Source organism: Enterobacter sp. E14S (genome assembly GCF_055666685.1).
On the sequence record NZ_JBVODQ010000013.1, the window covers coordinates 33,076 to 54,904 of the forward strand.

The following is a 21,829-nucleotide window of genomic DNA, read 5'->3' on the forward strand; positions in this document are numbered from 1 at the left end:
GCCCCCATTTTTATTGGCTAAATACTTATGACTGACATCAGCCGTACTCAGGCGTGGCTCGAAAGTCTGCGCCCTAAAACGCTTCCTCTGGCCTTTGCCGCAATTATCGTCGGCACCGCCCTTGCCTGGTGGCAGGGTTATTTTGATCCGCTGGTCGCCGCGCTGGCACTGATTACCGCGGGCCTGTTGCAAATCCTCTCCAATCTCGCCAACGACTACGGCGACGCGGTAAAAGGCAGCGACAAGCCGGACCGCATAGGGCCACTGCGCGGAATGCAGAAAGGGGTGATTACCCAGGCGCAGATGAAACGCGCGCTGATTATCACCGTGGTGCTGATCTGCGTATCCGGCCTGGCGCTGGTGACGGTGGCGTCTAAGACCACCAGCGATTTCATTGGCTTCCTGGTGCTGGGTTTACTGGCCATTATCGCGGCCATCACCTACACCGTCGGCACGCGTCCTTACGGTTATATTGGACTCGGGGATATCTCCGTACTGGTGTTCTTCGGCTGGCTGAGCGTGATGGGAAGCTGGTACCTGCAGGCGCATACGGTGATCCCTGCCCTGTTCCTGCCCGCGACCGCCTGCGGTCTGCTGGCGACGGCGGTGCTCAACATCAACAACCTGCGCGACATCGACAGCGATCGCGAGAACGGCAAAAATACCCTGGCGGTTCGTCTGGGGCCGGTCAATGCGCGCCGCTATCACGCCTGCCTGCTCATTGGCGCGCTGGTTTGCCTGGCGCTGTTTAACCTGATTTCCTTGCAGAGCCTGTGGGGCTGGCTGTTTGTGCTTGCCGCGCCGCTGCTGATTAAGCAGGCCCGCTTTGTGATTCGTGAACTCAGCCCGTCCGCCATGCCGCCGATGCTGGAACGTACGGTAAAAGGCGCGTTGCTGACTAACCTGTTGTTCGTCATCGGGATTGTTTTAAGCCAGACGCTGCGTTAGCTGACAAATATCAATTAACAATTGATGATTTTGCCAACAACGCATTTCGCACGATATACTGAACACATTCGCAGCAACTGAGCGTTAAACCTATGAAATACGATACCTCCGAGCTTTGTGACATCTACCAGGAAGATGTCAACGTCGTTGAACCGCTGTTCTCCAACTTTGGTGGGAGGTCGTCGTTTGGCGGTCAAATCGTCACGGTGAAATGTTTCGAGGACAACGGGTTGCTGTACGATCTGCTCGAACAGAATGGCCGCGGCGCGTTCTTGTGGTCGACGGCGGCGGTTCCGTGCGCCGTGCATTAATAGATGCTGAACTGGCCGGCATTGCCGTTCAGAATGAGTGGGAAGGCCTTGTGGTGTACGGTTCCGTACGTCAGGTGGACGATCTGGAAGACCTGGATATCGGGATTCAGGCCATCGCGGCCATACCGGTAGGGGCAGCGGGTGACGGCATCGGCGAAAGCGACGTGCGCGTCAATTTCGGCGGCGTGACCTTCTTCTCCGGGGACCATCTCTACGCCGATAATACCGGCATTATCCTTTCCGAAGATCCGCTGGATATCGAGTAGTAAAACCGTAAGCGTGAACCATAAAAAAAACCGCCAACAGCAATATGGCGGTTTTTTTGTCCCTCGGGATTCGCGGTCCGTTGGGAGGATTTACAGCTCCACACCAGGGACTTTTATCATACCCCTCAATAAAAGACAGGCAATCCCTTAGACCCTTTATAAAATCCTAATTTTATTTGCACGTCTTAACGGCGAGTCTGATGTTAACTATGATGCTGCGTCCCTTTCCGCCATCTCGCACATGGGCATCGGTCCAGGGAAAGGTGTATTCACAACCGTAAAACAGCCCACACCAGGGCTTGTGTCCACCGACTTATCACCGGTGGTGAACGGTGGAGCGGTTAGCTGCAGGGACCGCATAATGAAACGCTATTTATGTATCGCGTTCATTGTCGCCAGCGTACTCATTGTAAAGAGTGATGAACCGAATGTGTTGATTACTCTTACTATGACAGCGCAGGACAAGTAGCGTTAAGGCCGCCTCTGGCGGCCTTTTTTATGCCGGTAAAAAAAAAGCCGGGTGGCGGCGACGCCTTACCCGGCATATTTCATCTGTATTTCCCGAGAGAAATTAGACCTCTTCCATACGTCCCAGCAGCGCCTGCAGGCGATCCTGCCAGCCGTTCTGCTGTTCGCGCAGCTGGTTGTTTTCGCGCTCCAGTTCTTCGCGGCCGTGCTGAGCGTTCTGAACTTCCTGCGCCAGGCTGTTGTTCTTTTCTTTCAGCTCTTCAATTTCCATCTGCAGCAGGGTGATGGTGTCAATCGCCTGCTGTACTTTCGATTCCAGTTTCTCAAACACTTCTAAAGACATGATGCTACCTCTCCTGAATTGCAAGGCGACGCTTTAACATAAACGCGCACGACATATACCGTCGATTGTATGGAGCGCGGCGCTCTGTGTCCAGCGAGACACCGCGCAGATCGCGGTTTGCAACACTTTTAGGTCTGGTCCTGGTGTGTTCGCGTCATATACCCCTAAATTGTTAACTGATTCGTTAATGAAATGATTCAGCTCACATTCCTCTACTGATGCAAAAATGTGCTTTATGGCGCGAAAACGCTCATTTTATTGACGCAGACCACACATTTTGATTTCGATATTTCTCGTTTTTGCTCGTTAACGATAAATTAACACTATGTCTACAGGGCATCGTGGCTGTCACGGGCGGCCATGCTAACAATAAACATCAATTTCTTCAGGATTCCGATTATGAGTCAGACATCAACCTTAAAAGGCCAGTGCATTGCCGAGTTCCTTGGTACCGGGTTGTTGATATTCTTCGGAGTGGGCTGTGTCGCTGCACTGAAAGTGGCGGGTGCCAGTTTTGGTCAGTGGGAAATCAGTATCATCTGGGGTCTGGGCGTGGCGATGGCCATCTACCTGACTGCAGGGGTTTCTGGTGCACATCTTAACCCGGCGGTGACAATCGCACTGTGGCTGTTCGCGTGCTTCGACGGACGCAAAGTTGTTCCTTTCATTCTTTCTCAGTTTGCCGGCGCGTTTTGCGCAGCGGCGTTAGTTTACGGGCTTTATTACAATCTTTTCATCGACTTCGAACAGACGCATCATATGGTACGCGGCAGCGTCGAAAGTCTGGATCTGGCAGGCATCTTCTCAACCTACCCTAACCCGCATATTAATTTTGTGCAGGCGTTCGCAGTTGAAATGGTGATTACCGCTATTCTGATGGGCGTTATCCTGGCGCTGACCGACGACGGAAACGGCATTCCGCGCGGCCCGCTGGCACCCCTGCTGATTGGTTTGCTGATTGCGGTGATTGGCGCATCCATGGGCCCGCTGACCGGATTCGCGATGAACCCGGCACGTGATATCGGACCAAAAGCCTTCGCCTTTATCGCTGGCTGGGGCGACGTCGCCTTCACCGGTGGCAAAGACATTCCTTACTTCCTGGTACCGCTGTTTGCGCCGGTTGTCGGGGCTGCGCTGGGTGCGTTTAGCTACCGCAAATTAATTGGTCGCCACTTACCGTGCGACACCTGTGTGGAAGAGGAGAAGGAAACGACTTCTACCGCACAACAAAAAGCTTCGCTGTAATCTGACTACGGGACACATACCATGACCGAAAAAAAATATATCGTTGCGCTCGACCAGGGCACTACCAGCTCCCGCGCTGTCGTAATGGATCATGACGCGAACATCGTCAGCGTGTCACAGCGCGAATTTGAGCAAATTTATCCTCGTCCAGGCTGGGTAGAACACGACCCAATGGAGATTTGGGCGTCACAAAGCTCCACGCTGGTCGAAGTGCTGGCGAAAGCCGATATCAGTTCCGACGAGATTGCCGCGATTGGGATTACCAACCAGCGTGAAACGACGATTGTCTGGGAACGCGAAACCGGTAAGCCCATTTACAACGCTATCGTCTGGCAGTGCCGCCGTACATCCGAGATCTGCGAACAGCTGAAGCGCGACGGTATGGAAGAGTACGTGCGCAGCGCCACCGGTCTGGTGGTTGACCCGTATTTCTCCGGCACCAAAGTGAAATGGATCCTCGATCACGTGGAAGGTTCACGCGAGCGTGCTAAACGCGGCGAGCTGCTGTTCGGTACCGTCGATACCTGGCTTATCTGGAAGATGACCCAGGGACGCGTTCATGTCACCGATTACACCAACGCCTCGCGTACCATGCTGTTCAACATCAACACCCTGGAGTGGGATGACAAGATGCTGGACGCACTGGACATTCCGCGCGCGATGCTGCCTGAAGTGCGTAAGTCTTCAGAAGTGTACGGTCAGACCAACATCGGCGGTAAAGGCGGCACCCGTATTCCTATCGCCGGTATCGCCGGTGACCAGCAGGCGGCGCTGTTCGGCCAGCTGTGCGTCAAGGAAGGGATGGCGAAGAACACCTACGGCACCGGCTGCTTTATGCTGATGAACACCGGCGAGAAGGCGGTGAAATCAGAAAACGGCCTGCTGACCACCATCGCCTGCGGCCCGCGCGGCGAAGTGAACTATGCGCTGGAAGGTGCGGTGTTCATGGCGGGTGCATCCATTCAGTGGCTGCGCGACGAGATGAAGCTGATCAGCGATGCGTTCGACTCCGAGTACTTCGCGACCAAAGTGAAAGACACCAACGGCGTGTACGTGGTGCCTGCGTTCACCGGTCTGGGCGCGCCGTACTGGGACCCGTATGCACGCGGCGCAATTTTCGGTCTGACGCGCGGTGTGAACTCTAACCACATTATTCGCGCCACCCTGGAATCCATCGCCTACCAGACGCGCGACGTGCTGGAAGCGATGCAGGCGGACTCCGGCATTCGTCTGCACGCCCTGCGCGTGGACGGCGGTGCGGTAGCGAATAACTTCCTGATGCAGTTCCAGTCCGACATTCTGGGCACCCGCGTTGAGCGCCCTGAAGTGCGTGAAGTGACGGCGCTGGGCGCGGCGTACCTTGCCGGTCTGGCGGTAGGCTTCTGGCAGAACCTGGACGAGCTGCAGGAAAAAGCGGTTATCGAACGCGAATTCCGCCCGGGCATCGAAACCACCGAGCGTAACTTCCGCTACAGCGGCTGGAAAAAAGCGGTGAAACGCGCCCTGGCGTGGGAAGAGCACGAAGAGTAAGACAGACTCACCCCTCACCCTAACCCTCTCCCCAAAGGGGAGAGGGGAGTTAAAACACCCTCTCCCCTTTGGGGAGAGGGCCGGGGTGAGGGGCTCCAACCGCACCGGTCCCCTCCCCCCTCCCCACTCTGTGATAAACTTCGTGCAATTCCTTTTGATTGCACGAGTACCTCATGAAACGTGAACTTGCTATCGAGTTTTCCCGCGTCACCGAAGCGGCCGCCCTTGCAGGCTATAAATGGCTGGGCCGTGGCGACAAAAATACCGCCGACGGCGCTGCCGTCCATGCCATGCGCATAGTGCTTAACCAGGTCAACATCGACGGGACCATCGTGATCGGCGAAGGCGAGATCGACGAAGCGCCGATGCTCTATATCGGTGAAAAAGTCGGTACCGGCAAAGGCGATGCCGTGGATATCGCCGTCGACCCGATCGAAGGCACCCGCATGACGGCAATGGGTCAGGCCAACGCGCTCGCTGTGCTGGCCGTGGGCGATAAGGGTTGCTTCCTCAACGCGCCGGACATGTACATGGAAAAGCTGATTGTCGGTCCTGGCGCGAAAGGCGCAATCGACCTTAGCCTGCCGCTGGAAGAGAACCTGCATAACATCGCCAAAGCCCTGGGCAAACCCCTTAGCGAACTGACCGTGACGATTCTGGCGAAACCGCGCCATGACGCCACCATCGCGCAGATGCAAAAGCTCGGCGTGCGCGTGTTTGCGATTCCTGACGGTGACGTTGCCGCCTCGATCCTGACCTGCATGCCGGACAGCGAAGTCGACGTGCTGTACGGCATCGGTGGCGCGCCGGAAGGTGTGGTCTCCGCGGCAGTGATCCGCGCGCTGGATGGCGATATGCAGGCCCGTCTGCTGCCCCGCCATGAGGTGAAAGGCGACAGCGAAGAGAACCGCCGTATCGGGGAAAACGAGCTGGCGCGCTGCGAAGCGATGGGCATCGAGGCCAATAAAGTGCTGGCTCTGGACGAGATGGCGCGTAGCGATAACGTTGTCTTCTCGGCGACCGGCATCACCAAAGGCGATCTGCTGGACGGCATCACCCGCAAGGGCAATATGGCCACCACTGAAACCCTGCTGATCCGCGGTAAATCACGCACCATTCGCCGCATTCAGTCTATCCACTATCTCGACCGCAAAGACCCGGACGTGCAGACGCACATTCTGTAAAACCGTTTGATCGATAGAGCTTTCCGGCCCTGACGGGCTGGAAATTATCACCACAAGTACGGAAGATAGAACAGAGAAACAGCACAGGAGAAGATCATGGCGGACTGGGTAACAGGTAAAGTCACAAAGGTACAGTTCTGGACCGATGCGCTATTTAGTCTCACCGTACATGCTCCCGTTCACCCGTTTAAAGCCGGGCAATTTGCGAAGCTGGGGCTGGACGTCGACGGCGAGCGCGTGCAGCGCGCCTACTCTTACGTTAACGCACCTGATAACCCGGATCTCGAGTTCTATCTGGTCACCGTTCCTGACGGTAAGCTCAGCCCGCGCCTTGCCGCCCTTAAGCCCGGCGACGAGGTGCAAATTGTGAGTGAAGCGGCAGGCTTCTTTGTGCTCGAAGAGATCCCTGACTGCGACACTCTCTGGATGCTGGCAACCGGTACGGCCATCGGCCCTTATCTCTCTATTTTGCAGTACGGCAAAGACCTGGAGCGCTTTAAAAACATCGTGCTGGTGCACGCTGCGCGCTACGCCGCGGACCTGAGCTATTTGCCGCAGATGCAGGCGCTTGAACAGCAGTACGGCGGGAAGTTAAAGATTCAGACGGTGGTCAGCCGTGAAACCGTAGCAGGAGCGCTTACCGGCCGCGTGCCGGCGTTAATTGAGAGTGGAGCCCTGGAAGACGAGGTGGGTTTGCCGCTGAACGCTGAAACCAGCCACGTCATGCTGTGCGGCAACCCCCAAATGGTGCGGGACACGCAGCAGCTTCTGAAGGATACCCGGCAGATGACGAAACATCTTCGCCGCCGACCGGGCCATATGACCGCCGAACACTACTGGTGATCAGCGGTATTTCACCTCGACGGTGTCTTTACCGTATTTGTTTTCGCTCTGGGTGCCAATAAACGCGCCCAGATCGACAATCATCATCACGAAGATGACCGACGGCAGCAGCCTGCCCACAACCCACGGCAGGATGGACGGCAGCATCGCCCAGTTTCCCGCCACCAGCATCCACGCCAGAATAATCAGAAATGCCCACGCGCCGGAACGTCCGCGATCGTGCAGGCGTTTCACCACGACAGCCGCCGTTGGCCATAGCAGGCAGACCAGCGCGAAGGCCGCCGTTTGCGTGCTCAGCCAGGCGTTGTAAGCCACGAAAAACAAAAGCAGCATGGCGACAACCCACGTCACCATCCAGATCCAGAAATCACGGCGTCCAATACGCCCTTTGAATGAAAACAGCCACTGCTGTATGGTCATGTAAGGTTCCTTATTATCGTATAGCGCGCATTTTACCCTGGAGTTGTGACCTTTTGACAAGCCGACCAGATATCGTTTTAATCATGAGCACTTACGGCCAGGGGCAATGTTGATGAAAAGTTCGGCACGTTCTCTTTTCCTGTGTTTAGCGCTGCTCAGCGCGGGTTATTCCCTGCGCGCCGCCGAAACCACAGCCCCGACCACAGCACCCTATCTGCTGGCGGGCGCGCCGTCGTTCGATCAGTCCATCAGCCAGTTTCGTGAAACCTTCAATCAGACCAACCCCACGCTGCCGCTGGATGAGTTTCGCGCCATTGATGGCTCACGCGATACCCCCACACTGACCCGTGCGGCAAGCAAAATTAACGAGAATTTGTATGCTTCCACGGCGCTGGAGCGCGGTACGTTAAAAATCAAAAGCATGCAAATCACCTGGCTGCCGATACAGGGGCCAGAGCAGAAAGCCGCTAAGGCGAAAGCGCTGGAGTACATGAGCGCGGTACTGCAGGCCTTTACCCCTGCGCTGACGAAAAAGCAAAGTCAGCAAAAGCTGCAAAAACTCCTTACCGCCGGGAAAAACAAGCGTTACTACGCTGATACCGAAGGCGCGATCCGCTATGTTGTGGCAGACAACGGCGAAAAAGGACTGACCTTCGCTGTTGAACCGATTAAGCTGGCACTATCTGACACCCTCGGCGGGGCGAATTAATGACAAAAAGCAAAGCCTTTCGAGGGAAAATCTCTATACTGATTCACAGACCATGCTGCCCGACAGGGTGGCCATATTCCTTAATTCGCTTATTTAGCGTGGAGAATTGAAATGCGACATCCTTTAGTGATGGGTAACTGGAAACTGAACGGCAGCCGCCACATGGTAAACGAACTGGTTGCGAACCTGCGTAAAGAGCTGGCTGGCGTGACCGGCTGCGCGGTTGCTATCGCTCCGCCGGATATGTACCTGGATCTGGCTAAACACGCCGCTGACGGCAGCCACATCATTCTGGGCGCGCAGAACGTTGACGTTAACCTGTCTGGCGCGTTCACCGGTGAAACCTCTGCTGAAATGCTGAAAGATATCGGCGCGAAATACATCATCATCGGCCACTCCGAGCGTCGCACCTATCACAAAGAATCCGACGAGTTCATCGCGAAGAAATTTGCCGTGCTGAAAGAGCAGGGTCTGATCCCGGTTCTGTGCATCGGTGAAACCGAAGCGGAAAACGAAGCGGGCAAAACCGAAGAAGTGTGCGCACGTCAGATCGACGCAGTGCTGAAAACCCAGGGCGCGGCAGCGTTCGAAGGCGCGGTAATCGCATACGAGCCAGTCTGGGCGATCGGTACCGGCAAATCTGCAACCCCTGCGCAGGCTCAGGCGGTTCACAAATTCATTCGTGACCACATTGCTAAAGCCGACGCGAAGGTCGCTGAGCAAGTGATTATCCAGTACGGCGGTTCCGTAAACGCTTCCAACGCTGCTGAGCTGTTCACCCAGCCAGACATCGATGGCGCGCTGGTTGGCGGTGCATCCCTGAAAGCGGACGCTTTCGCGGTGATTGTTAAGGCAGCAGAAGCGGCTAAACAGGCGTAATTGCCTTCGTGTCGCTTGCGCTTGCCCGCCGCTCTTCTCCTCCCTCTCCCTTTGGGAGAGGGTTGGGGTGAGGGGAAACCGCTCGCACCGGACTACACTTTCCCCAGCAAACTAAACCACAGATAATCCAGCGGCAGCAGCACCAGATAAGTCGCTATCGCCAGCGCCAGACAGAGCACCATCCCCGCCCTTGCAGGCACCTTCCCGAGCCCCATTGCCACCACAATCGGCGACGCCTGATACGGCAGCAGCGGCGTGGAATAGCCCAATACCTGAATCATGATCACCGACAGCAGCGGGAAACCGGTCGCGTCCGAAAAACTCTGTGCCAGGGTGGTGTACAGCGCCGGAACGCCGTTGGCGGTCATAATGAAGTTGAGCGCCGTGGTAATACCGGTCAGCGCCAGGAAACTGGTGAACGGTCTGTCTGCATCCAGCGGCATAATGCGAAGCAATGCCTCGCCCACGGCCGTTCCGATACCGGTTTGCGTCACCACGATCGCCAGCCCAAGAATACCCGCGACGTAAATACAGGTGCGCATATTCACCCCCGCAGAAAACTCTTCCCCGGTGATAAAGCCAACGCGCGGCAGCATGACGATGATCGACGCCGCCAGCCCCGTCCACGCGGGCCCTACACCGTGCCAGCTCTCCGTGACCCACATTCCCAGCACCAGCGCCAGCAGCCAGGCGAGACGCTTTTCATCCCGCCCCATAGGCTCAGACGGCGCCTGTTCCTTCGGCGGTTTTGGGCTGCCGGGAAATAGCCAGCAGATGAGGCCAATCAGGATCAGGCCTTTGAGGATACCGAGCACCGGCGTGTGCAGCAGCAGATATGGGACATAGTTCAGATGGATGCCGTACGAGCCTTCCGCCGCACCGCTCATTACCAGATTGGGAACGTTTGCAGGCAGGATAGTCGCCGAAAGCTGGAAAGTCCCGAACCCCACCGCCAGCGCCAGCCCGAACCAGGCTCGGGAGCCGTCGGCGATACCGGCGCGTTTTGCCATCGCAGCGACAATCGGCATCAGCAGCGCAATACGTCCCATGTTCGACGGCATCACAAACGCCAGCGCGTAGCTCAGCAGCACCACGCTCGCCACCATCAACACCCAGGAGTCGGTGAGCTTTGCCGACAGCGCCCGGGCGGCCCTGTCCGCCAGTCCGGTTTTACGGATCGCCACGCCGAGCACAAAGCCGCTGAATACCAGCCAGAAAGCAGACGAGGCAAAACCGCCGAAGATGACCTCCGGCGGGGCGATTCTGGCGGTCATCGCCGCCGTGAAGAACAGCAGCGCGGTGATAAATTCCGGCAATAGCGACGTCGCCCACAGCACGATGGTGACGCCAACGATCAGTGAGGGCAGCAGCAGAGGATACGTTAACCAGAGCGACATACCTGTCTCCTGTGGAATTTTTCAGCAAGTCTACGGTGACAGGCAGCCCGAGTAAACGCGATTTATGGTGGGGTTACTTCAGGATAGTGCATTGATGATCCTGCAGTTCCTCCGCAGACGCGCGGTTAAGCGTGAGCAGGTTACGCTCGGTCGCCAGCAAAACAAACGAGCCGTCCGACTGCTGCGCCATTGCCAGCGCGAAACGCCCCATATGGTCGCGCGCTTCCGGCAGCTCTTCCGCCAGCATCATAAACGGGCTGCGCTGGACCAGTTCATTCTCCGTTACGCGGCGAGCAAGATACTCATGTCCTTCCAGCCCCCCGGGAAGAGGCAGCCACTGGGTGCTGATTTCTCCCTGTGCCGCGTTGAGCTTCTCGCGCACGTCCGGGCGCAGGCAGGAGATATGAATATGAAAATGGTTCTGCGTGCGGCCAGTGGGTGAGTTAATCGTCAGCGAAATGGCGCTGTCAGGCACCTCGGATCCACGCTTCAGGGTCATAAAGCTGCGCGACTGCCACGCCAGCCAGAAAAAGTTCGGCGTATGAGCGTCGGTCAGCAGCGGGCTCTCGGTGCCGTTGATGCGATATGTTGGCATCAAAAGGTATTGCAGCGGCCCGTTGCGATCTTTAAATACCACATAGCCTGCATCCGTTTTCACCTGCGCACAGGGTGCCGGGTTACGGTTCTGGATCTGATTCGGCACACACTGATCGAGAACGATATGTCGCAACGCGTTCGGATTACCCGCCTTCATCCAGTACGCGCCGCCAGCGGCCAGGGCGATGACAATGAGGATCAATAAGATAATTTTTTTCACAACGCGTTCCCTGTTTTTAGTAGAGGCAAAAGAGTAACGCAAAATGATGACCAAATAAAAAACCCGGCGGATTTCTCACGCCGGGTCACCGAGTCACAGGCTACTGGTTAGCGCTGGCTAATTTGGTCGAAAGTGCCACCGTTGGAGAAGTGCTCTTTCTGCGCTTTGGTCCAGCCGCCGAACTCGTCATCAATGGTGAAGAGTTTCAGTTTAGGGAATACGCTTTCGTATTTCTTCGCAACGGCCGGATCGCGTGGACGATAGAAGTTTTTCGCCGCAATTTCCTGGCCTTCTGGCGAGTACAGATACTTCAGGTAGGCTTCCGCCACCGCTTTGGTATCTTTCTTCTCAACCACTTTATCGACCACGGAAACGGTCGGCTCAGCCAGAATCGATTCGCTCGGGGTCACGATCTCGAATTTGTCTTTACCCAGCTCGTGGGTCGCCAGCAGGGCTTCGTTTTCCCAGGCAATCAGCACGTCGCCAATCCCGCGCTCAACGAAGGTGTTGGTGGCGCCACGCGCGCCGGAGTCCAGCACCTCAACGTTTTTATACAGCGCCTTCACGAATTCCTGCGCTTTGGCCTGGTCGCCATTGTTGTGATGCAGTGCATAGCCCCATGCGCCCAGGTAGTTCCAGCGAGCGCCGCCGGAGCTTTTCGGGTTCGGGGTAATCACAGAAACGCCCGGCTTAATCAGGTCGTTCCAGTCTTTAATTTGTTTCGGGTTTCCTTTACGCACCAGGAAGACGATGGTCGAGGTGTAGGGTGCGGAGTTATCCGGCAGGCGTTTGATCCAGTTTTTGTCGATGCGGCCACGCTCGGCGATCGCGTCGACATCGTAGGCAAGCGCCAGGGTCACCACGTCGGCTTCAATCCCGTTGATAACGGAGGTCGCCTGCTTGCCGGAGCCGCCATGCGACTGACGAACCACCACGTTGTCGCCGGTTTCCTGTTTCCAGTGTGCCGCAAACGCTTTGTTGTATTGCTCGTACAGTTCACGCGTCGGGTCGTATGACACGTTCAGTAACTGGATATCCTTAGCCAGAACGCTGGTCGATGCCAGCAATAATGTTAAACCCACGCCCCATTTATTCATCGCCCAGCTCTCTTGTGTAGTGTTTTGATGAATGCAGCGTGCCAGAAAGCGATTCGAGGATTAAAGAATAAAAAAAGATTGGCTATAACGTAGTGGAATAAAAGAAGTGAATGAGCGGCCTGATGCCCTCACCCCAACCCTCTCCCACGGGAGAGGGAGCAACCATAAAAAACGGTAACCCAGGGGTTACCGTTTTGCATTTACCTTGCCGCCACCGGGCAACAGAACCGATCAGTACAGTTTTTTCGCGCAGTCCAGCCAGTCACCTTTGAACGGACGCTTCATGTTTTCAATCGCGTCGATGATGTCGTGGTGAACCAGTTTTTCGTTCTGAATACCGACGCAGCGGCCGCCGTGACCCTGCAGCAGCAGATCGATAGCGTACGCGCCCATACGGGACGCCAGAATACGGTCGTAAGGGCCTGGGGAACCGCCGCGCTGGATGTGACCCAGTACGGTCGCGCGGGTTTCGCGTTTGGTTTCGGCTTCGATGTACTTCGCCAGCTCGTCAACGTCACAGATGTGCTCGGTGATAGCCACGATCGCGTGTTTTTTACCTTTCGCGATGCCCGCTTTGATTTCAGCCACCAGATCTTCACGGCTAAATTCGACTTCCGGCACGACGATAAATTCGCAACCGCCCGCAATGGCTGCCGCCAGCGTCAGGTCGCCACAGTAACGGCCCATCACTTCAACGATAGAGATACGCTGGTGAGAAGAAGAGGTGTCACGCAGACGGTCAATCGCTTCAACAACGGTACCCAGTGCAGTAAAGAAGCCGATAGTATAGTCAGTACCTTTGATGTCGTTGTCGATGGTGCCCGGCAGACCGATGCACGGGAAGCCCATTTCGGTCAGACGTTTTGCACCCATGTAGGAGCCGTCACCACCGATAACCACCAGGGCGTCCAGACCGCGTTTCTTCATGTTTTCGATAGCCACTTCACGAACGTGTTCATCACGGAATTCCGGGAAGCGCGCGGAACCGAGGAAAGTACCGCCACGGTTGATCATGTCAGACACGCTGTAACGGTCGAGCTGAACCATACGATCTTCATACAGGCCCAGATAACCGTCATAAACGCCAAAAACTTCCAGGCCTTCCGTCAGCGCTGCACGGACAACACCACGAATTGCCGCGTTCATGCCCGGCGCATCACCGCCGCTTGTCAACACACCGATTTTCTTAATCATGACTACCTCTGAACTTAGGAATGCAAAATTGAAATCTGTTGCCGGAAGAAACTTATCGACCAACGAATACTGCAAATAGTATATCAATCCCTTCCAGCTGAATTGATTCAGGTCAGACCAAACGGCGGTAATTTATACACAAAATGCTGGCCTGGCTCACTTTTTTACAACGAATTACGAAAGCCCAACATGACCGGGTACCACCGAGCAGGGATCCTGGTGAATGATGACGTCTGAACCAGGAAAACGCTGCAAAATCGCCTGCTCGACCTGCTCAGCAATAATGTGAGCCTGAACCAGTGGCAGGTTGTCTTCCATTTCAATATGAATCTGAATAAAGCGGGTCGGCCCTGACTGCCGCGTTCGAAGATCGTGTGCACCGCTGACGCCGGGCCAGGAGGTCACGATAGAAAAAATTTCATTACGTTCTGAGTCCGGGAGGGCGCGGTCAAGCAGTGATTGCACCGCTTCATACCCCATCCGCAGGGCGCTATATAAAATATAGATACCAATCCCTAACGCAAATAACGCATCGGCGCGATGCCAGCCATACCAGGCCAGACCGAGCGCAATAAGAATAGCCCCATTCATCATAACATCAGATTGATAATGAAGCATATCCGCCCGTACAGCCTGACTTTGCGTTTTGCGAACAACCCAGCGCTGGAACGTTACCAGAACAAGTGTGCATATAAGCGCAACGATCGTCACAACTACGCCTACGCCGGGATCGTTCATCGGTGTCGGCGAAACGAGATGCTGAATGCCGGTTAAAAACAGGAACAGCGCAGAGCCGGAAATGAACATACTTTGCGCCAGCGCGGCCAGCGACTCCGCTTTGCCATGCCCAAATGTGTGCTCTTCATCCGCTGGCTGCAGCGAGTAACGCACCACCAGCAGGTTGGTCAACGAGGCGGCAATGTCCATTAGCGAGTCCACCAGCGCCGCCAGAATACTGACCGAGCCGGTATACCACCAGGCAAAGATTTTAATCAGTAACAGGCTGGAGGCCATGACGGTTGCCGCAATGGCGGCCCGGCTTACCAGTCTTCCATAGGATTGATTCATAAACGCTCCTGTCATGTCATGCCGCTATTATAACGGAAGCATGGGGAGTCGAAGGATGAATAAAGGGTTTACAAAAGAGAATGACGAGCAAAAGACCTGTCGCAGATGAAGAGAAGTAGATGATGCAGGATTACAATCATACTATTGATATAAATGGTTTTTATAACGTGATATTCGCCCGTGGCGTTCATCAATAAGAAAGCCCCGTTTAAAAGGGGCTTTCCTGGTTAGAAACCTGAAAATGCTAAGTCAGCACTTAACCATATTTTCTGGCAAAGTCGTCTTCAGAGGTGCACAGATAGATAATAAACTCAATGAAGGCAATGACTGACGGTATGAAGGTCCAGCAAAAGATGAGGTAAAGGAATCCCTGGCCAATCTTACCTAAGTAAAATTTATGTGCACCCAGGCCTCCTAAGAAGAAAGCGAGCAATGCTGCGGTAAGCTTATTTTTACTTCCTGCTGCAACCTGGCTTGCGCCACAATGCGGACAGGCCTTAGCGGTACTGTGCAACTCCTTGCCACATCCTCGGCAAAAAACCATTCCTGACATGATATCCCCTTTTGTTTCTTATCAGTAGCTTGCATATTTTACAAACAATTAAGAAAAATACTATTTTAAAAAAGAATATATCGTCGCAATGAAAATAATGAGCCCTTGATTTAGGTGGGGTGGCAGAAGAAGGAATAAAAAAAACCCCCACATCATGTGGGGGAAGACAGGGATGGTGTCTATGGCAAGGAAAACAGGGTTTACTGGTTACTACGGGTACTGCTATTGCTACTGAAAAACGTCGTTTCTGAGCTTCGCTGCATCCGTGCAACCTCACGCAGCTGGTCCATTCGCTGCTGATGTCTGGCATTCAAAACCGCTTGCTGCTCGGGCGTTAGCAGGTGGAACATCTGGTTGCGGACCTTCGCCAACTCTACCTGGCGGGCAACCTGGACCTGTGCCATTTTTTCGGCCTGAGCGCGGACAGCGCTTTCGTCAAAATTTTCTGCGGTGACAAGGCGATGCATTGTCTCCATTTCGCTAACATTAACAGGGGGCTGGTCGTGTCGTGCCCTCTGCATCAGATCTCGCATCTGTTGACGCTGATGTTCGGTTAAACTTATGCCGTCAAACATATGGCTTTGGCTGCTGTTCTGCGTTGCGCCCTCTTGTAAGGGACTGTTATCGCTGATGATAGCTTCAGCAGCCTGGCTAAACGCACTGAACGCCAGCGTTGAGGCCATGACGGCAGCGGTAACTTTGCGCATCACTTGCTCCCAAAATCTTTCGTGTCGCGATTCAACGAGAGACAGTCTACGATTCAGGCTGCAAACATGCGTCAGGGGGTGTAAAACAACGTAAAGTCATGGATTAGACAGCCTTGATGTCGTAATTTCTGCCTCGGAGGTATTTAAACAATGAATAAAATCCTGTTAGTTGATGATGACCGAGAGCTCACATCCCTTTTAAAGGAGTTGCTCGACATGGAAGGTTTCAACGTCCTGGTTGCCCATGATGGCGAGCAGGCGCTGAGTCTCCTTGACGACAGCATCGATTTACTTTTGCTCGACGTGATGATGCCGAAGAAAAACGGTATTGATACGTTGAAAGAGCTTCGCCAGACACACCAGACTCCCGTAATCATGCTGACCGCACGCGGCAGCGAACTTGACCGCGTACTCGGCCTTGAGCTGGGCGCGGATGACTATTTACCCAAGCCGTTTAACGACCGTGAACTGGTTGCCCGTATTCGCGCTATCCTGCGTCGTTCCCACTGGAGCGAGCAGCAGCAAAATACCGACAACAGCTCACCTACCCTTGAAGTCGACTCCCTGAGCCTGAACCCGGGCCGTCAGGAAGCAAGCTTTGATGGCCAGACGCTGGAACTGACCGGCACGGAGTTCACCCTGCTGTATCTGCTGGCGCAGCACCTCGGCCAGGTGGTTTCGCGTGAACATCTAAGCCAGGAAGTGCTGGGCAAACGCCTCACCCCGTTTGACCGCGCCATCGACATGCACATCTCTAACCTGCGCCGTAAGCTGCCGGAGCGTAAAGACGGTCACCCATGGTTTAAAACCCTGCGTGGTCGCGGTTATCTGATGGTTTCCGCTTCATGATAGGAAGCTTAACCGCCCGCATCTTCGCCATCTTCTGGCTGACGCTGGCACTGGTTTTAATGCTCGTTTTGATGTTGCCAAAACTCGACTCACGCCAGATGACGGAGCTTCTCGACAGCGAGCAACGTCAGGGCGTGATGATCGAGCAGCACGTGGAAGCCGAGCTGGCAAACGATCCGCCGAACGATTTAATGTGGTGGCGCAGGCTGTTTCGCGCTATCGACAAGTGGGCGCCGCCCGGACAACGCCTGCTGCTGGTGACCAGCGAAGGCCGCGTCATTGGGGCCGATCGCAATGAAATGCAGATTATCCGCAACTTCATTGGACAGGCGGATAATGCCGATCATCCCCAGAAGAAGAAATATGGCCGCGTAGAGATGGTGGGGCCTTTCTCCGTCAGGGACGGAGAGGATAATTATCAGCTCTACCTGATCCGTCCGGCGAGCAACTCTCAGTCTGATTTTATCAACCTGCTGTTTGACCGCCCTCTCCTGCTGCTGATTGTCACCATGCTGGTCAGCTCGCCGCTGCTGTTATGGCTGGCGTGGAGCCTGGCAAAACCGGCGCGCAAGCTGAAAAATGCCGCCGATGAAGTGGCGCAGGGTAACCTGCGACAGCACCCTGAACTGGAAGCAGGTCCGCAGGAGTTCCTTGCTGCCGGAACCAGTTTTAACCAGATGGTTAGCGCGCTCGACCGCATGATGACCGCTCAGCAACGTCTGCTGTCGGATATCTCGCATGAGCTGCGTACCCCGCTTACGCGCTTGCAGCTTGGCACCGCGCTGCTGCGCCGCCGCAGTGGTGAGAGCAAAGAGCTGGAGCGTATTGAAACAGAAGCGCACCGCCTGGACAGCATGATCAACGACCTGCTGGTCATGTCGCGCAATCAGCAGAAAAACGCGCTGGTCAGCGAAACGGTGAAAGCGAATCACCTCTGGCACGAGGTGCTGGACAACGCGGCGTTCGAAGCGGAACAGATGGGTAAATCCTTCACCGTCAACTTCCCGCCGGGCCCGTGGCCGCTGTACGGTAACCCCAACACGCTGGAAAGCGCGCTGGAAAACATCGTGCGCAACGCTCTTCGCTACTCGCATACGAAGATTGAGGTGGCGTTCTCGGTGGATAAAGACGGGATCACCGTCATTGTCGATGACGACGGCCCTGGCGTGAGCCCGGAAGACCGCGAGCAGATTTTCCGTCCGTTCTATCGTACCGATGAGGCGCGCGACCGGGAATCGGGCGGCACGGGGCTGGGTCTGGCGATTGTTGAAACCGCCATGCAGCAGCACCGCGGCTGGGTGAAAGCCGACGACAGCCCGCTGGGTGGACTACGGTTAACGCTGTGGCTACCGTTGTATAAGCGTTCGTAGCTTTTAGTGCCGGGTGGCGGCTTCGCCTTACCCGGCCTACTTTCTGCGGAGGACTACTTCCCCCACAATCTCCGCGAATTATCCTCGATCCTGCTGCTTAAACGCCGCTTCTGCATCGTTCTTGTCCAGCTGATGGATAACCCCGCCGCCGACAGCAGGCGGTGATACTGTTCGTCGTCAAACGGCATATGCCAGGCAATGGCGCAGGCGTCATAAACAGACACATCGCTCAGGCGCGACGCCAGCTCAAGCGGCGCGTCCGCTGAAACCTGCCCAGCCAGCACCACGCGATACAGCCAGCCGGTTTTACCCGCTTTTTGCAGCTGGGCCGACATATCCTGAATACCGAAGTGGTAGTTGAGCTTGAAGCACGGCGAGCGTGGCTGCGTCACCTGAATCAGAGCATCGCCCCAGCGGTAGATATCACCGATAAACACGTTCTTTTCGGTGAGCCCTTCGGTGGAAAGATTCTCGCCAAACGCGGGGGCAACAAAGAGGTCCGTCTGCTCGGGAAACTCGGTTTTCCAGTGCTGATAGTGTTCACGCGGGTAGTGGCACAGCGCGCGATCGGGCCCGCCGTGGATTTTCTTTTCGGCCTGCTCGTCACCCGCAAGCCCGAGGTCGGTTAACGTCAGCTCACCGTCGACCTGAATTTTGGCGATGGCACTCGGGCGGCTGCCGTCGTACTCCCTTACCTTGCCTGTAAACACGTTCACCGGGTAATGCATTGCTGCCTCCATTACGCAGATACAAAAAAAGCGAGTCATAAGACTCGCTTCTCACAGGCGTCAATGCAACCTTATTTTTTAGAGGCGAAACGCGCTGCTGCTTCGTCCCAGTTCACCACGTCCCAGAAGGCTTTGATGTAGTCCGGACGACGGTTCTGGAATTTCAGGTAGTAAGCGTGTTCCCACACGTCCAGACCCAGGATTGGGAAGCCGGATGCGCCAGAAATCGCTTCACCCATCAGCGGGGAGTCCTGGTTAGCAGTAGAAACCACCGCCAGCTTGTCGCCTTTCAGAACCAGCCACGCCCAGCCAGAGCCGAAACGGGTTGCAGCGGCTTTTTCGAATTCCGCTTTGAAGTTGTCAACGGAGCCGAAGTCGCGCTCGATAGCCGCTTTCAGGTCGCCCTGCAGAGTGGTACCGGTTTTCAGGCCTTTCCAGAACAGGCTGTGGTTAGCGTGGCCGCCAGCGTTGTTACGCAGAACGGTTTTCTTGTCCGCAGGCAGCTGGTCCAGTTTGGTGATCAGCTCTTCAGCAGACAGGTTAGCGAACTCTGGCAGGCTTTCCAGCGCGGCGTTCGCGTTGTTCACATAGGTCTGGTGGTGTTTAGTGTGATGGATTTCCATCGTCTGCTTGTCGAAATGCGGTTCCAGTGCGTCGTAGGCATACGGCAGGGATGGCAGTGTATAACTCATAATCCTCTCCATTATTGTCGGGCGGCACAGCTGTTAATGCCGCGTAAGCAGTTGGTTCATTATAGTTAATTAAATGATATTGAAAATGATTATCAATGCCGTAGTTTTTATAAGGTTATTCGTTTTTCGATTAATCGTGAAATTGTGAGTCTGCTCACGCGGTTAACGTGCTGATTGCCATCCAGAACACATCTGCGGCAACCTTCTGAAGGTCCCCAAACCGCCTAATTTTTACACTCCTCAAGTCGGTGGGAAGCCACTGACGATAAAAACGATGAGGGTGTAAAAATGAATCATGCGATTACGATGGGTATCTTCTGGCATTTGATAGGCGCTGCCAGTGCAGCCTGTTTCTATGCTCCGTTTAAAAAAGTGAGAGGCTGGTCATGGGAAACCATGTGGTCCGTTGGCGGTATCGTGTCCTGGCTGATTTTGCCCTGGACCATTAGCGCCATGCTGCTGCCCGATTTCTGGGACTACTTCTCCTCATTCAGCGCCGCCACCCTGCTGCCGGTGTTCCTTTTTGGCGCGATGTGGGGCGTCGGCAACATCAACTATGGCCTCACCATGCGTTATCTCGGCATGTCGATGGGGATTGGTATCGCGATTGGCATCACGCTGATCGTCGGTACCCTGATGACGCCAATTCTCAACGGTAACTTCGACGTGCTTATTAATACTCAGGGTGGGCGGATGACGCTCCTGGGCGTGCTGGTGGCGGTCATTGGCGTAGGAATTGTGACGCGCGCGGGGCAGTTGAAAGAACGCAAGATGGGCATTAAAGCTGAAGATTTTAACCTGAAGAAAGGTCTGCTGCTGGCGGTGATGTGCGGCATTTTCTCGGCCGGCATGTCGTTCGCCATGAACGCCGCCAAACCGATGCACGAAGCGGCTGCCGCGCTGGGCGTCGATCCGCTGTACGTTGCGCTACCAAGCTATGTCGTGATTATGGGTGGCGGCGCGATGGTTAACCTGGGCTTCTGCTTCATTCGTCTGGCAAAAGTAAAAAACCTGTCGGTAAAAACCGATTTCTCGCTGGCAACATTGCTCATCATCACCAACGTGCTGCTCTCCGCTCTGGGCGGCCTGATGTGGTATTTGCAGTTCTTCTTCTACGCCTGGGGCCACGCCAGCATTCCGGCGCAATACGACTATATAAGCTGGATGCTGCACATGAGTTTCTACGTACTTTGCGGCGGGCTGGTTGGGCTGGTGCTGAAAGAGTGGACGAACGCCGGACGTCGTCCGGTTGGCGTACTGAGCCTCGGCTGCGTGGTGATTATTATCGCTGCCAATATCGTCGGCCTCGGCATGGCAAACTGATTACGCACCCTTTCGACTGCGATGACGCCACTGTACCGGCGTCATTCCCACCTCGCGGTTAAACACCACTGAAAAGTAGTTACTGTCCTCAAAGCCGCAGCGCATCGCCACATCACTGACCATCCACTCCGTATGCTGGAGAAGATATTGTGCATGGCAGATGCGCAGCTGGCGCAGGTAGTGGTTCACCGTCATCCCGGTCAGGGTGCGGAAATGCTGGCGCAACGCGCGCTCGCTGCACTGTTCCTGCTCGCAGAATTTCTCCAGTACAAAGTTTTTATTCAGGCTACCCGCAAGCCGGGTGATGAGCTTATCCAGCAGCGCTTCCTGCGTTGTGGCGGAGGGGTTATCAGTTGCGTAACGATGGCGCTTCAACGTCATCACCAGCTGGGCGAAAAGCAACTCCGCCAGCTGGTTAGCAACGGGGTCGTTCTTCTGGCTCTCCTGCTCCAGTTGAGAAATAACCTGCCGCACCTGAGCCATGCCGCTACTGCTTAAGCGCCAGTGCGCAGAACCCTTAGCATCAAGAAAGCCCGGAATGCTCGCGGCCCAGTCCACGTTAAGCTTGAGCCTGTCCGGACAGTAAATAACGTTTTGCAGCACGAGGTCGTTAACCGAGGCGTAGGAGTGTTTATCATCCGCGCGAATGTAGAACAGGTCTCCGCGCGTGATGCGGTAGGGGCGGTCGTTGAGGATGTGCAGGCCGTTACCGCGCCAAACCAGCACCAGCTCGCAAAACTCGTGGGTATGTTCGGCAAAAACGTCCTGCGGGTAGCGATCGGCCACAGTGACGGCCTGACTCGCGGAGGCAAAAAAATCATCTTTGCGAAGAATTAACTGAGCAGCCACACCACGACCTCTACGCCGAATAACCTGACACTATTAGCT

At 55.2% G+C, this 21,829-nt stretch carries 22 protein-coding genes and 1 pseudogene; 11 read left to right on the forward strand and 12 right to left on the reverse strand.

Annotated features, from left to right (window positions below):
• The first annotated feature begins 27 nt into the window (after positions 1–27).
• Both menA and rraA read left to right on the forward strand, forming a co-directional pair.
• The gene (gene menA / locus ACZ6J2_RS19870; RefSeq protein ID WP_471726500.1) at positions 28–948 is read left to right on the forward strand and encodes a 1,4-dihydroxy-2-naphthoate polyprenyltransferase; all 921 of its coding nucleotides are present in this window, start codon (positions 28–30) and stop codon (positions 946–948) included.
• 92 nt (positions 949–1,040) lie between these two features.
• Positions 1,041–1,525: pseudogene (gene rraA / locus ACZ6J2_RS19875) on the forward strand (ribonuclease E activity regulator RraA).
• Between the two features lie 571 nt (positions 1,526–2,096).
• Here rraA and zapB read toward each other — a convergent pair.
• A complete protein-coding gene (gene zapB / locus ACZ6J2_RS19880) occupies positions 2,097–2,336 on the reverse strand; it encodes a septal ring assembly protein ZapB (RefSeq protein WP_010436935.1) in 240 nt (79 codons plus the stop codon).
• Between the two features lie 399 nt (positions 2,337–2,735).
• Here zapB and ACZ6J2_RS19885 point away from each other — a divergent pair, with 399 nt between their 5' ends.
• The 4 genes from ACZ6J2_RS19885 (at position 2,736) to fpr (ending at position 7,138) form a co-directional block, all read left to right on the forward strand.
• Entirely contained in the window at positions 2,736–3,581 is an 846-nt protein-coding gene (locus ACZ6J2_RS19885) for an MIP/aquaporin family protein (protein ID WP_014885705.1), read from the forward strand.
• 21 nt (positions 3,582–3,602) lie between these two features.
• Positions 3,603–5,111, forward strand: coding sequence for a glycerol kinase GlpK (glpK, locus tag ACZ6J2_RS19890; RefSeq protein ID WP_023309688.1), 1,509 nt, complete (start codon positions 3,603–3,605; stop codon positions 5,109–5,111).
• A gap of 173 nt (positions 5,112–5,284) precedes the next feature.
• Positions 5,285–6,295, forward strand: coding sequence for a class II fructose-bisphosphatase (gene glpX / locus ACZ6J2_RS19895; protein WP_032662725.1), 1,011 nt, complete (start codon positions 5,285–5,287; stop codon positions 6,293–6,295).
• Between the two features lie 96 nt (positions 6,296–6,391).
• A complete protein-coding gene (gene fpr / locus ACZ6J2_RS19900) occupies positions 6,392–7,138 on the forward strand; it encodes a ferredoxin--NADP(+) reductase (RefSeq protein WP_471726501.1) in 747 nt (248 codons plus the stop codon).
• On the opposite strand, the gene ACZ6J2_RS19905 is transcribed toward fpr, so the two are convergent.
• Positions 7,139–7,558, reverse strand: a complete 420-nt coding sequence (locus ACZ6J2_RS19905; protein WP_023293600.1) for a DUF805 domain-containing protein — start codon at positions 7,556–7,558, stop codon at positions 7,139–7,141.
• A gap of 112 nt (positions 7,559–7,670) precedes the next feature.
• On the opposite strand from ACZ6J2_RS19905, the gene ACZ6J2_RS19910 reads away from it, so the two are divergent.
• On the forward strand, positions 7,671–8,267 hold the full coding sequence (locus tag ACZ6J2_RS19910; protein ID WP_471726502.1) for a DUF1454 family protein: 597 nt from the start codon (positions 7,671–7,673) through the stop codon (positions 8,265–8,267).
• 111 nt (positions 8,268–8,378) lie between these two features.
• A complete protein-coding gene (tpiA, locus tag ACZ6J2_RS19915) occupies positions 8,379–9,146 on the forward strand; it encodes a triose-phosphate isomerase (protein WP_014172206.1) in 768 nt (255 codons plus the stop codon).
• 92 nt (positions 9,147–9,238) lie between these two features.
• On the opposite strand, the gene ACZ6J2_RS19920 is transcribed toward tpiA, so the two are convergent.
• The 7 genes from ACZ6J2_RS19920 to cpxP all read right to left on the reverse strand — a co-directional run bounded on the left by ACZ6J2_RS19920 (position 9,239) and on the right by cpxP (position 15,979).
• Positions 9,239–10,543: an SLC13 family permease gene (locus ACZ6J2_RS19920; RefSeq protein WP_471726503.1), complete on the reverse strand. Its 1,305-nt coding sequence runs from the start codon at positions 10,541–10,543 to the stop codon at positions 9,239–9,241.
• A 73-nt stretch (positions 10,544–10,616) separates the two neighbouring features.
• Complete coding sequence (locus ACZ6J2_RS19925) at positions 10,617–11,360, reverse strand: CDP-diacylglycerol diphosphatase (RefSeq protein WP_471726504.1); 744 nt, start codon at positions 11,358–11,360, stop codon at positions 10,617–10,619.
• Between the two features lie 107 nt (positions 11,361–11,467).
• On the reverse strand, positions 11,468–12,457 hold the full coding sequence (locus tag ACZ6J2_RS19930) for a sulfate ABC transporter substrate-binding protein (RefSeq protein WP_202774821.1): 990 nt from the start codon (positions 12,455–12,457) through the stop codon (positions 11,468–11,470).
• Between the two features lie 231 nt (positions 12,458–12,688).
• Complete coding sequence (gene pfkA, locus ACZ6J2_RS19935) at positions 12,689–13,651, reverse strand: 6-phosphofructokinase (protein WP_023309696.1); 963 nt, start codon at positions 13,649–13,651, stop codon at positions 12,689–12,691.
• Positions 13,652–13,825: 174 nt separating this feature from the next.
• Positions 13,826–14,719: a CDF family cation-efflux transporter FieF gene (gene fieF, locus ACZ6J2_RS19940; RefSeq protein ID WP_471726505.1), complete on the reverse strand. Its 894-nt coding sequence runs from the start codon at positions 14,717–14,719 to the stop codon at positions 13,826–13,828.
• A 256-nt stretch (positions 14,720–14,975) separates the two neighbouring features.
• A complete protein-coding gene (locus ACZ6J2_RS19945; protein ID WP_115876978.1) occupies positions 14,976–15,272 on the reverse strand; it encodes a TM2 domain-containing protein in 297 nt (98 codons plus the stop codon).
• Between the two features lie 200 nt (positions 15,273–15,472).
• Positions 15,473–15,979, reverse strand: coding sequence for a cell-envelope stress modulator CpxP (gene cpxP / locus ACZ6J2_RS19950; RefSeq protein ID WP_471726506.1), 507 nt, complete (start codon positions 15,977–15,979; stop codon positions 15,473–15,475).
• Positions 15,980–16,129: 150 nt separating this feature from the next.
• Between cpxP and cpxR the strand changes: the two genes are divergently transcribed.
• Together cpxR and cpxA are read left to right on the forward strand one after the other, a co-directional pair.
• Entirely contained in the window at positions 16,130–16,828 is a 699-nt protein-coding gene (gene cpxR, locus ACZ6J2_RS19955; RefSeq protein WP_006179159.1) for an envelope stress response regulator transcription factor CpxR, read from the forward strand.
• Entirely contained in the window at positions 16,825–18,198 is a 1,374-nt protein-coding gene (gene cpxA, locus ACZ6J2_RS19960) for an envelope stress sensor histidine kinase CpxA (protein WP_023309731.1), read from the forward strand. Before cpxR ends, cpxA begins: the two co-directional genes overlap by 4 nt.
• 53 nt (positions 18,199–18,251) lie before the next feature.
• Here the strand turns inward: cpxA and yiiM are convergent, their stop codons facing one another.
• The gene (yiiM, locus tag ACZ6J2_RS19965) at positions 18,252–18,926 is read right to left on the reverse strand and encodes a 6-hydroxyaminopurine reductase (protein ID WP_471726507.1); all 675 of its coding nucleotides are present in this window, start codon (positions 18,924–18,926) and stop codon (positions 18,252–18,254) included.
• Positions 18,927–18,997: 71 nt separating this feature from the next.
• On the reverse strand, positions 18,998–19,618 hold the full coding sequence (sodA, locus tag ACZ6J2_RS19970; RefSeq protein ID WP_471726508.1) for a superoxide dismutase [Mn]: 621 nt from the start codon (positions 19,616–19,618) through the stop codon (positions 18,998–19,000).
• A gap of 288 nt (positions 19,619–19,906) precedes the next feature.
• On the opposite strand from sodA, the gene rhaT reads away from it, so the two are divergent.
• Positions 19,907–20,941 (forward strand): L-rhamnose/proton symporter RhaT, encoded by a 1,035-nt coding sequence (gene rhaT, locus ACZ6J2_RS19975; RefSeq protein WP_471726509.1) that lies wholly within the window; start codon positions 19,907–19,909, stop codon positions 20,939–20,941.
• On the opposite strand, the gene rhaR is transcribed toward rhaT, so the two are convergent.
• Positions 20,942–21,790: an HTH-type transcriptional activator RhaR gene (gene rhaR, locus ACZ6J2_RS19980; RefSeq protein ID WP_471726510.1), complete on the reverse strand. Its 849-nt coding sequence runs from the start codon at positions 21,788–21,790 to the stop codon at positions 20,942–20,944.
• Positions 21,791–21,829: the final 39 nt, after the last annotated feature.

Coding starts and splice junctions, on each gene's coding strand:
- glpX (WP_032662725.1), top strand. CDS start 5,285: ATGAAACGTGAACTTGCTATCGAGTTTTCCCGCGTCACCGAAGCGGCC.
- sodA (WP_471726508.1), bottom strand. CDS start 19,618: ATGAGTTATACACTGCCATCCCTGCCGTATGCCTACGACGCACTGGAA.
- glpK (WP_023309688.1), top strand. CDS start 3,603: ATGACCGAAAAAAAATATATCGTTGCGCTCGACCAGGGCACTACCAGC.
- cpxP (WP_471726506.1), bottom strand. CDS start 15,979: ATGCGCAAAGTTACCGCTGCCGTCATGGCCTCAACGCTGGCGTTCAGT.
- cpxA (WP_023309731.1), top strand. CDS start 16,825: ATGATAGGAAGCTTAACCGCCCGCATCTTCGCCATCTTCTGGCTGACG.
- fpr (WP_471726501.1), top strand. CDS start 6,392: ATGGCGGACTGGGTAACAGGTAAAGTCACAAAGGTACAGTTCTGGACC.
- menA (WP_471726500.1), top strand. CDS start 28: ATGACTGACATCAGCCGTACTCAGGCGTGGCTCGAAAGTCTGCGCCCT.
- ACZ6J2_RS19905 (WP_023293600.1), bottom strand. CDS start 7,558: ATGACCATACAGCAGTGGCTGTTTTCATTCAAAGGGCGTATTGGACGC.
- pfkA (WP_023309696.1), bottom strand. CDS start 13,651: ATGATTAAGAAAATCGGTGTGTTGACAAGCGGCGGTGATGCGCCGGGC.
- ACZ6J2_RS19885 (WP_014885705.1), top strand. CDS start 2,736: ATGAGTCAGACATCAACCTTAAAAGGCCAGTGCATTGCCGAGTTCCTT.
- fieF (WP_471726505.1), bottom strand. CDS start 14,719: ATGAATCAATCCTATGGAAGACTGGTAAGCCGGGCCGCCATTGCGGCA.
- rhaT (WP_471726509.1), top strand. CDS start 19,907: ATGAATCATGCGATTACGATGGGTATCTTCTGGCATTTGATAGGCGCT.
- ACZ6J2_RS19945 (WP_115876978.1), bottom strand. CDS start 15,272: ATGTCAGGAATGGTTTTTTGCCGAGGATGTGGCAAGGAGTTGCACAGT.
- ACZ6J2_RS19920 (WP_471726503.1), bottom strand. CDS start 10,543: ATGTCGCTCTGGTTAACGTATCCTCTGCTGCTGCCCTCACTGATCGTT.
- ACZ6J2_RS19910 (WP_471726502.1), top strand. CDS start 7,671: ATGAAAAGTTCGGCACGTTCTCTTTTCCTGTGTTTAGCGCTGCTCAGC.
- zapB (WP_010436935.1), bottom strand. CDS start 2,336: ATGTCTTTAGAAGTGTTTGAGAAACTGGAATCGAAAGTACAGCAGGCG.
- yiiM (WP_471726507.1), bottom strand. CDS start 18,926: ATGCATTACCCGGTGAACGTGTTTACAGGCAAGGTAAGGGAGTACGAC.
- ACZ6J2_RS19930 (WP_202774821.1), bottom strand. CDS start 12,457: ATGAATAAATGGGGCGTGGGTTTAACATTATTGCTGGCATCGACCAGC.
- tpiA (WP_014172206.1), top strand. CDS start 8,379: ATGCGACATCCTTTAGTGATGGGTAACTGGAAACTGAACGGCAGCCGC.
- cpxR (WP_006179159.1), top strand. CDS start 16,130: ATGAATAAAATCCTGTTAGTTGATGATGACCGAGAGCTCACATCCCTT.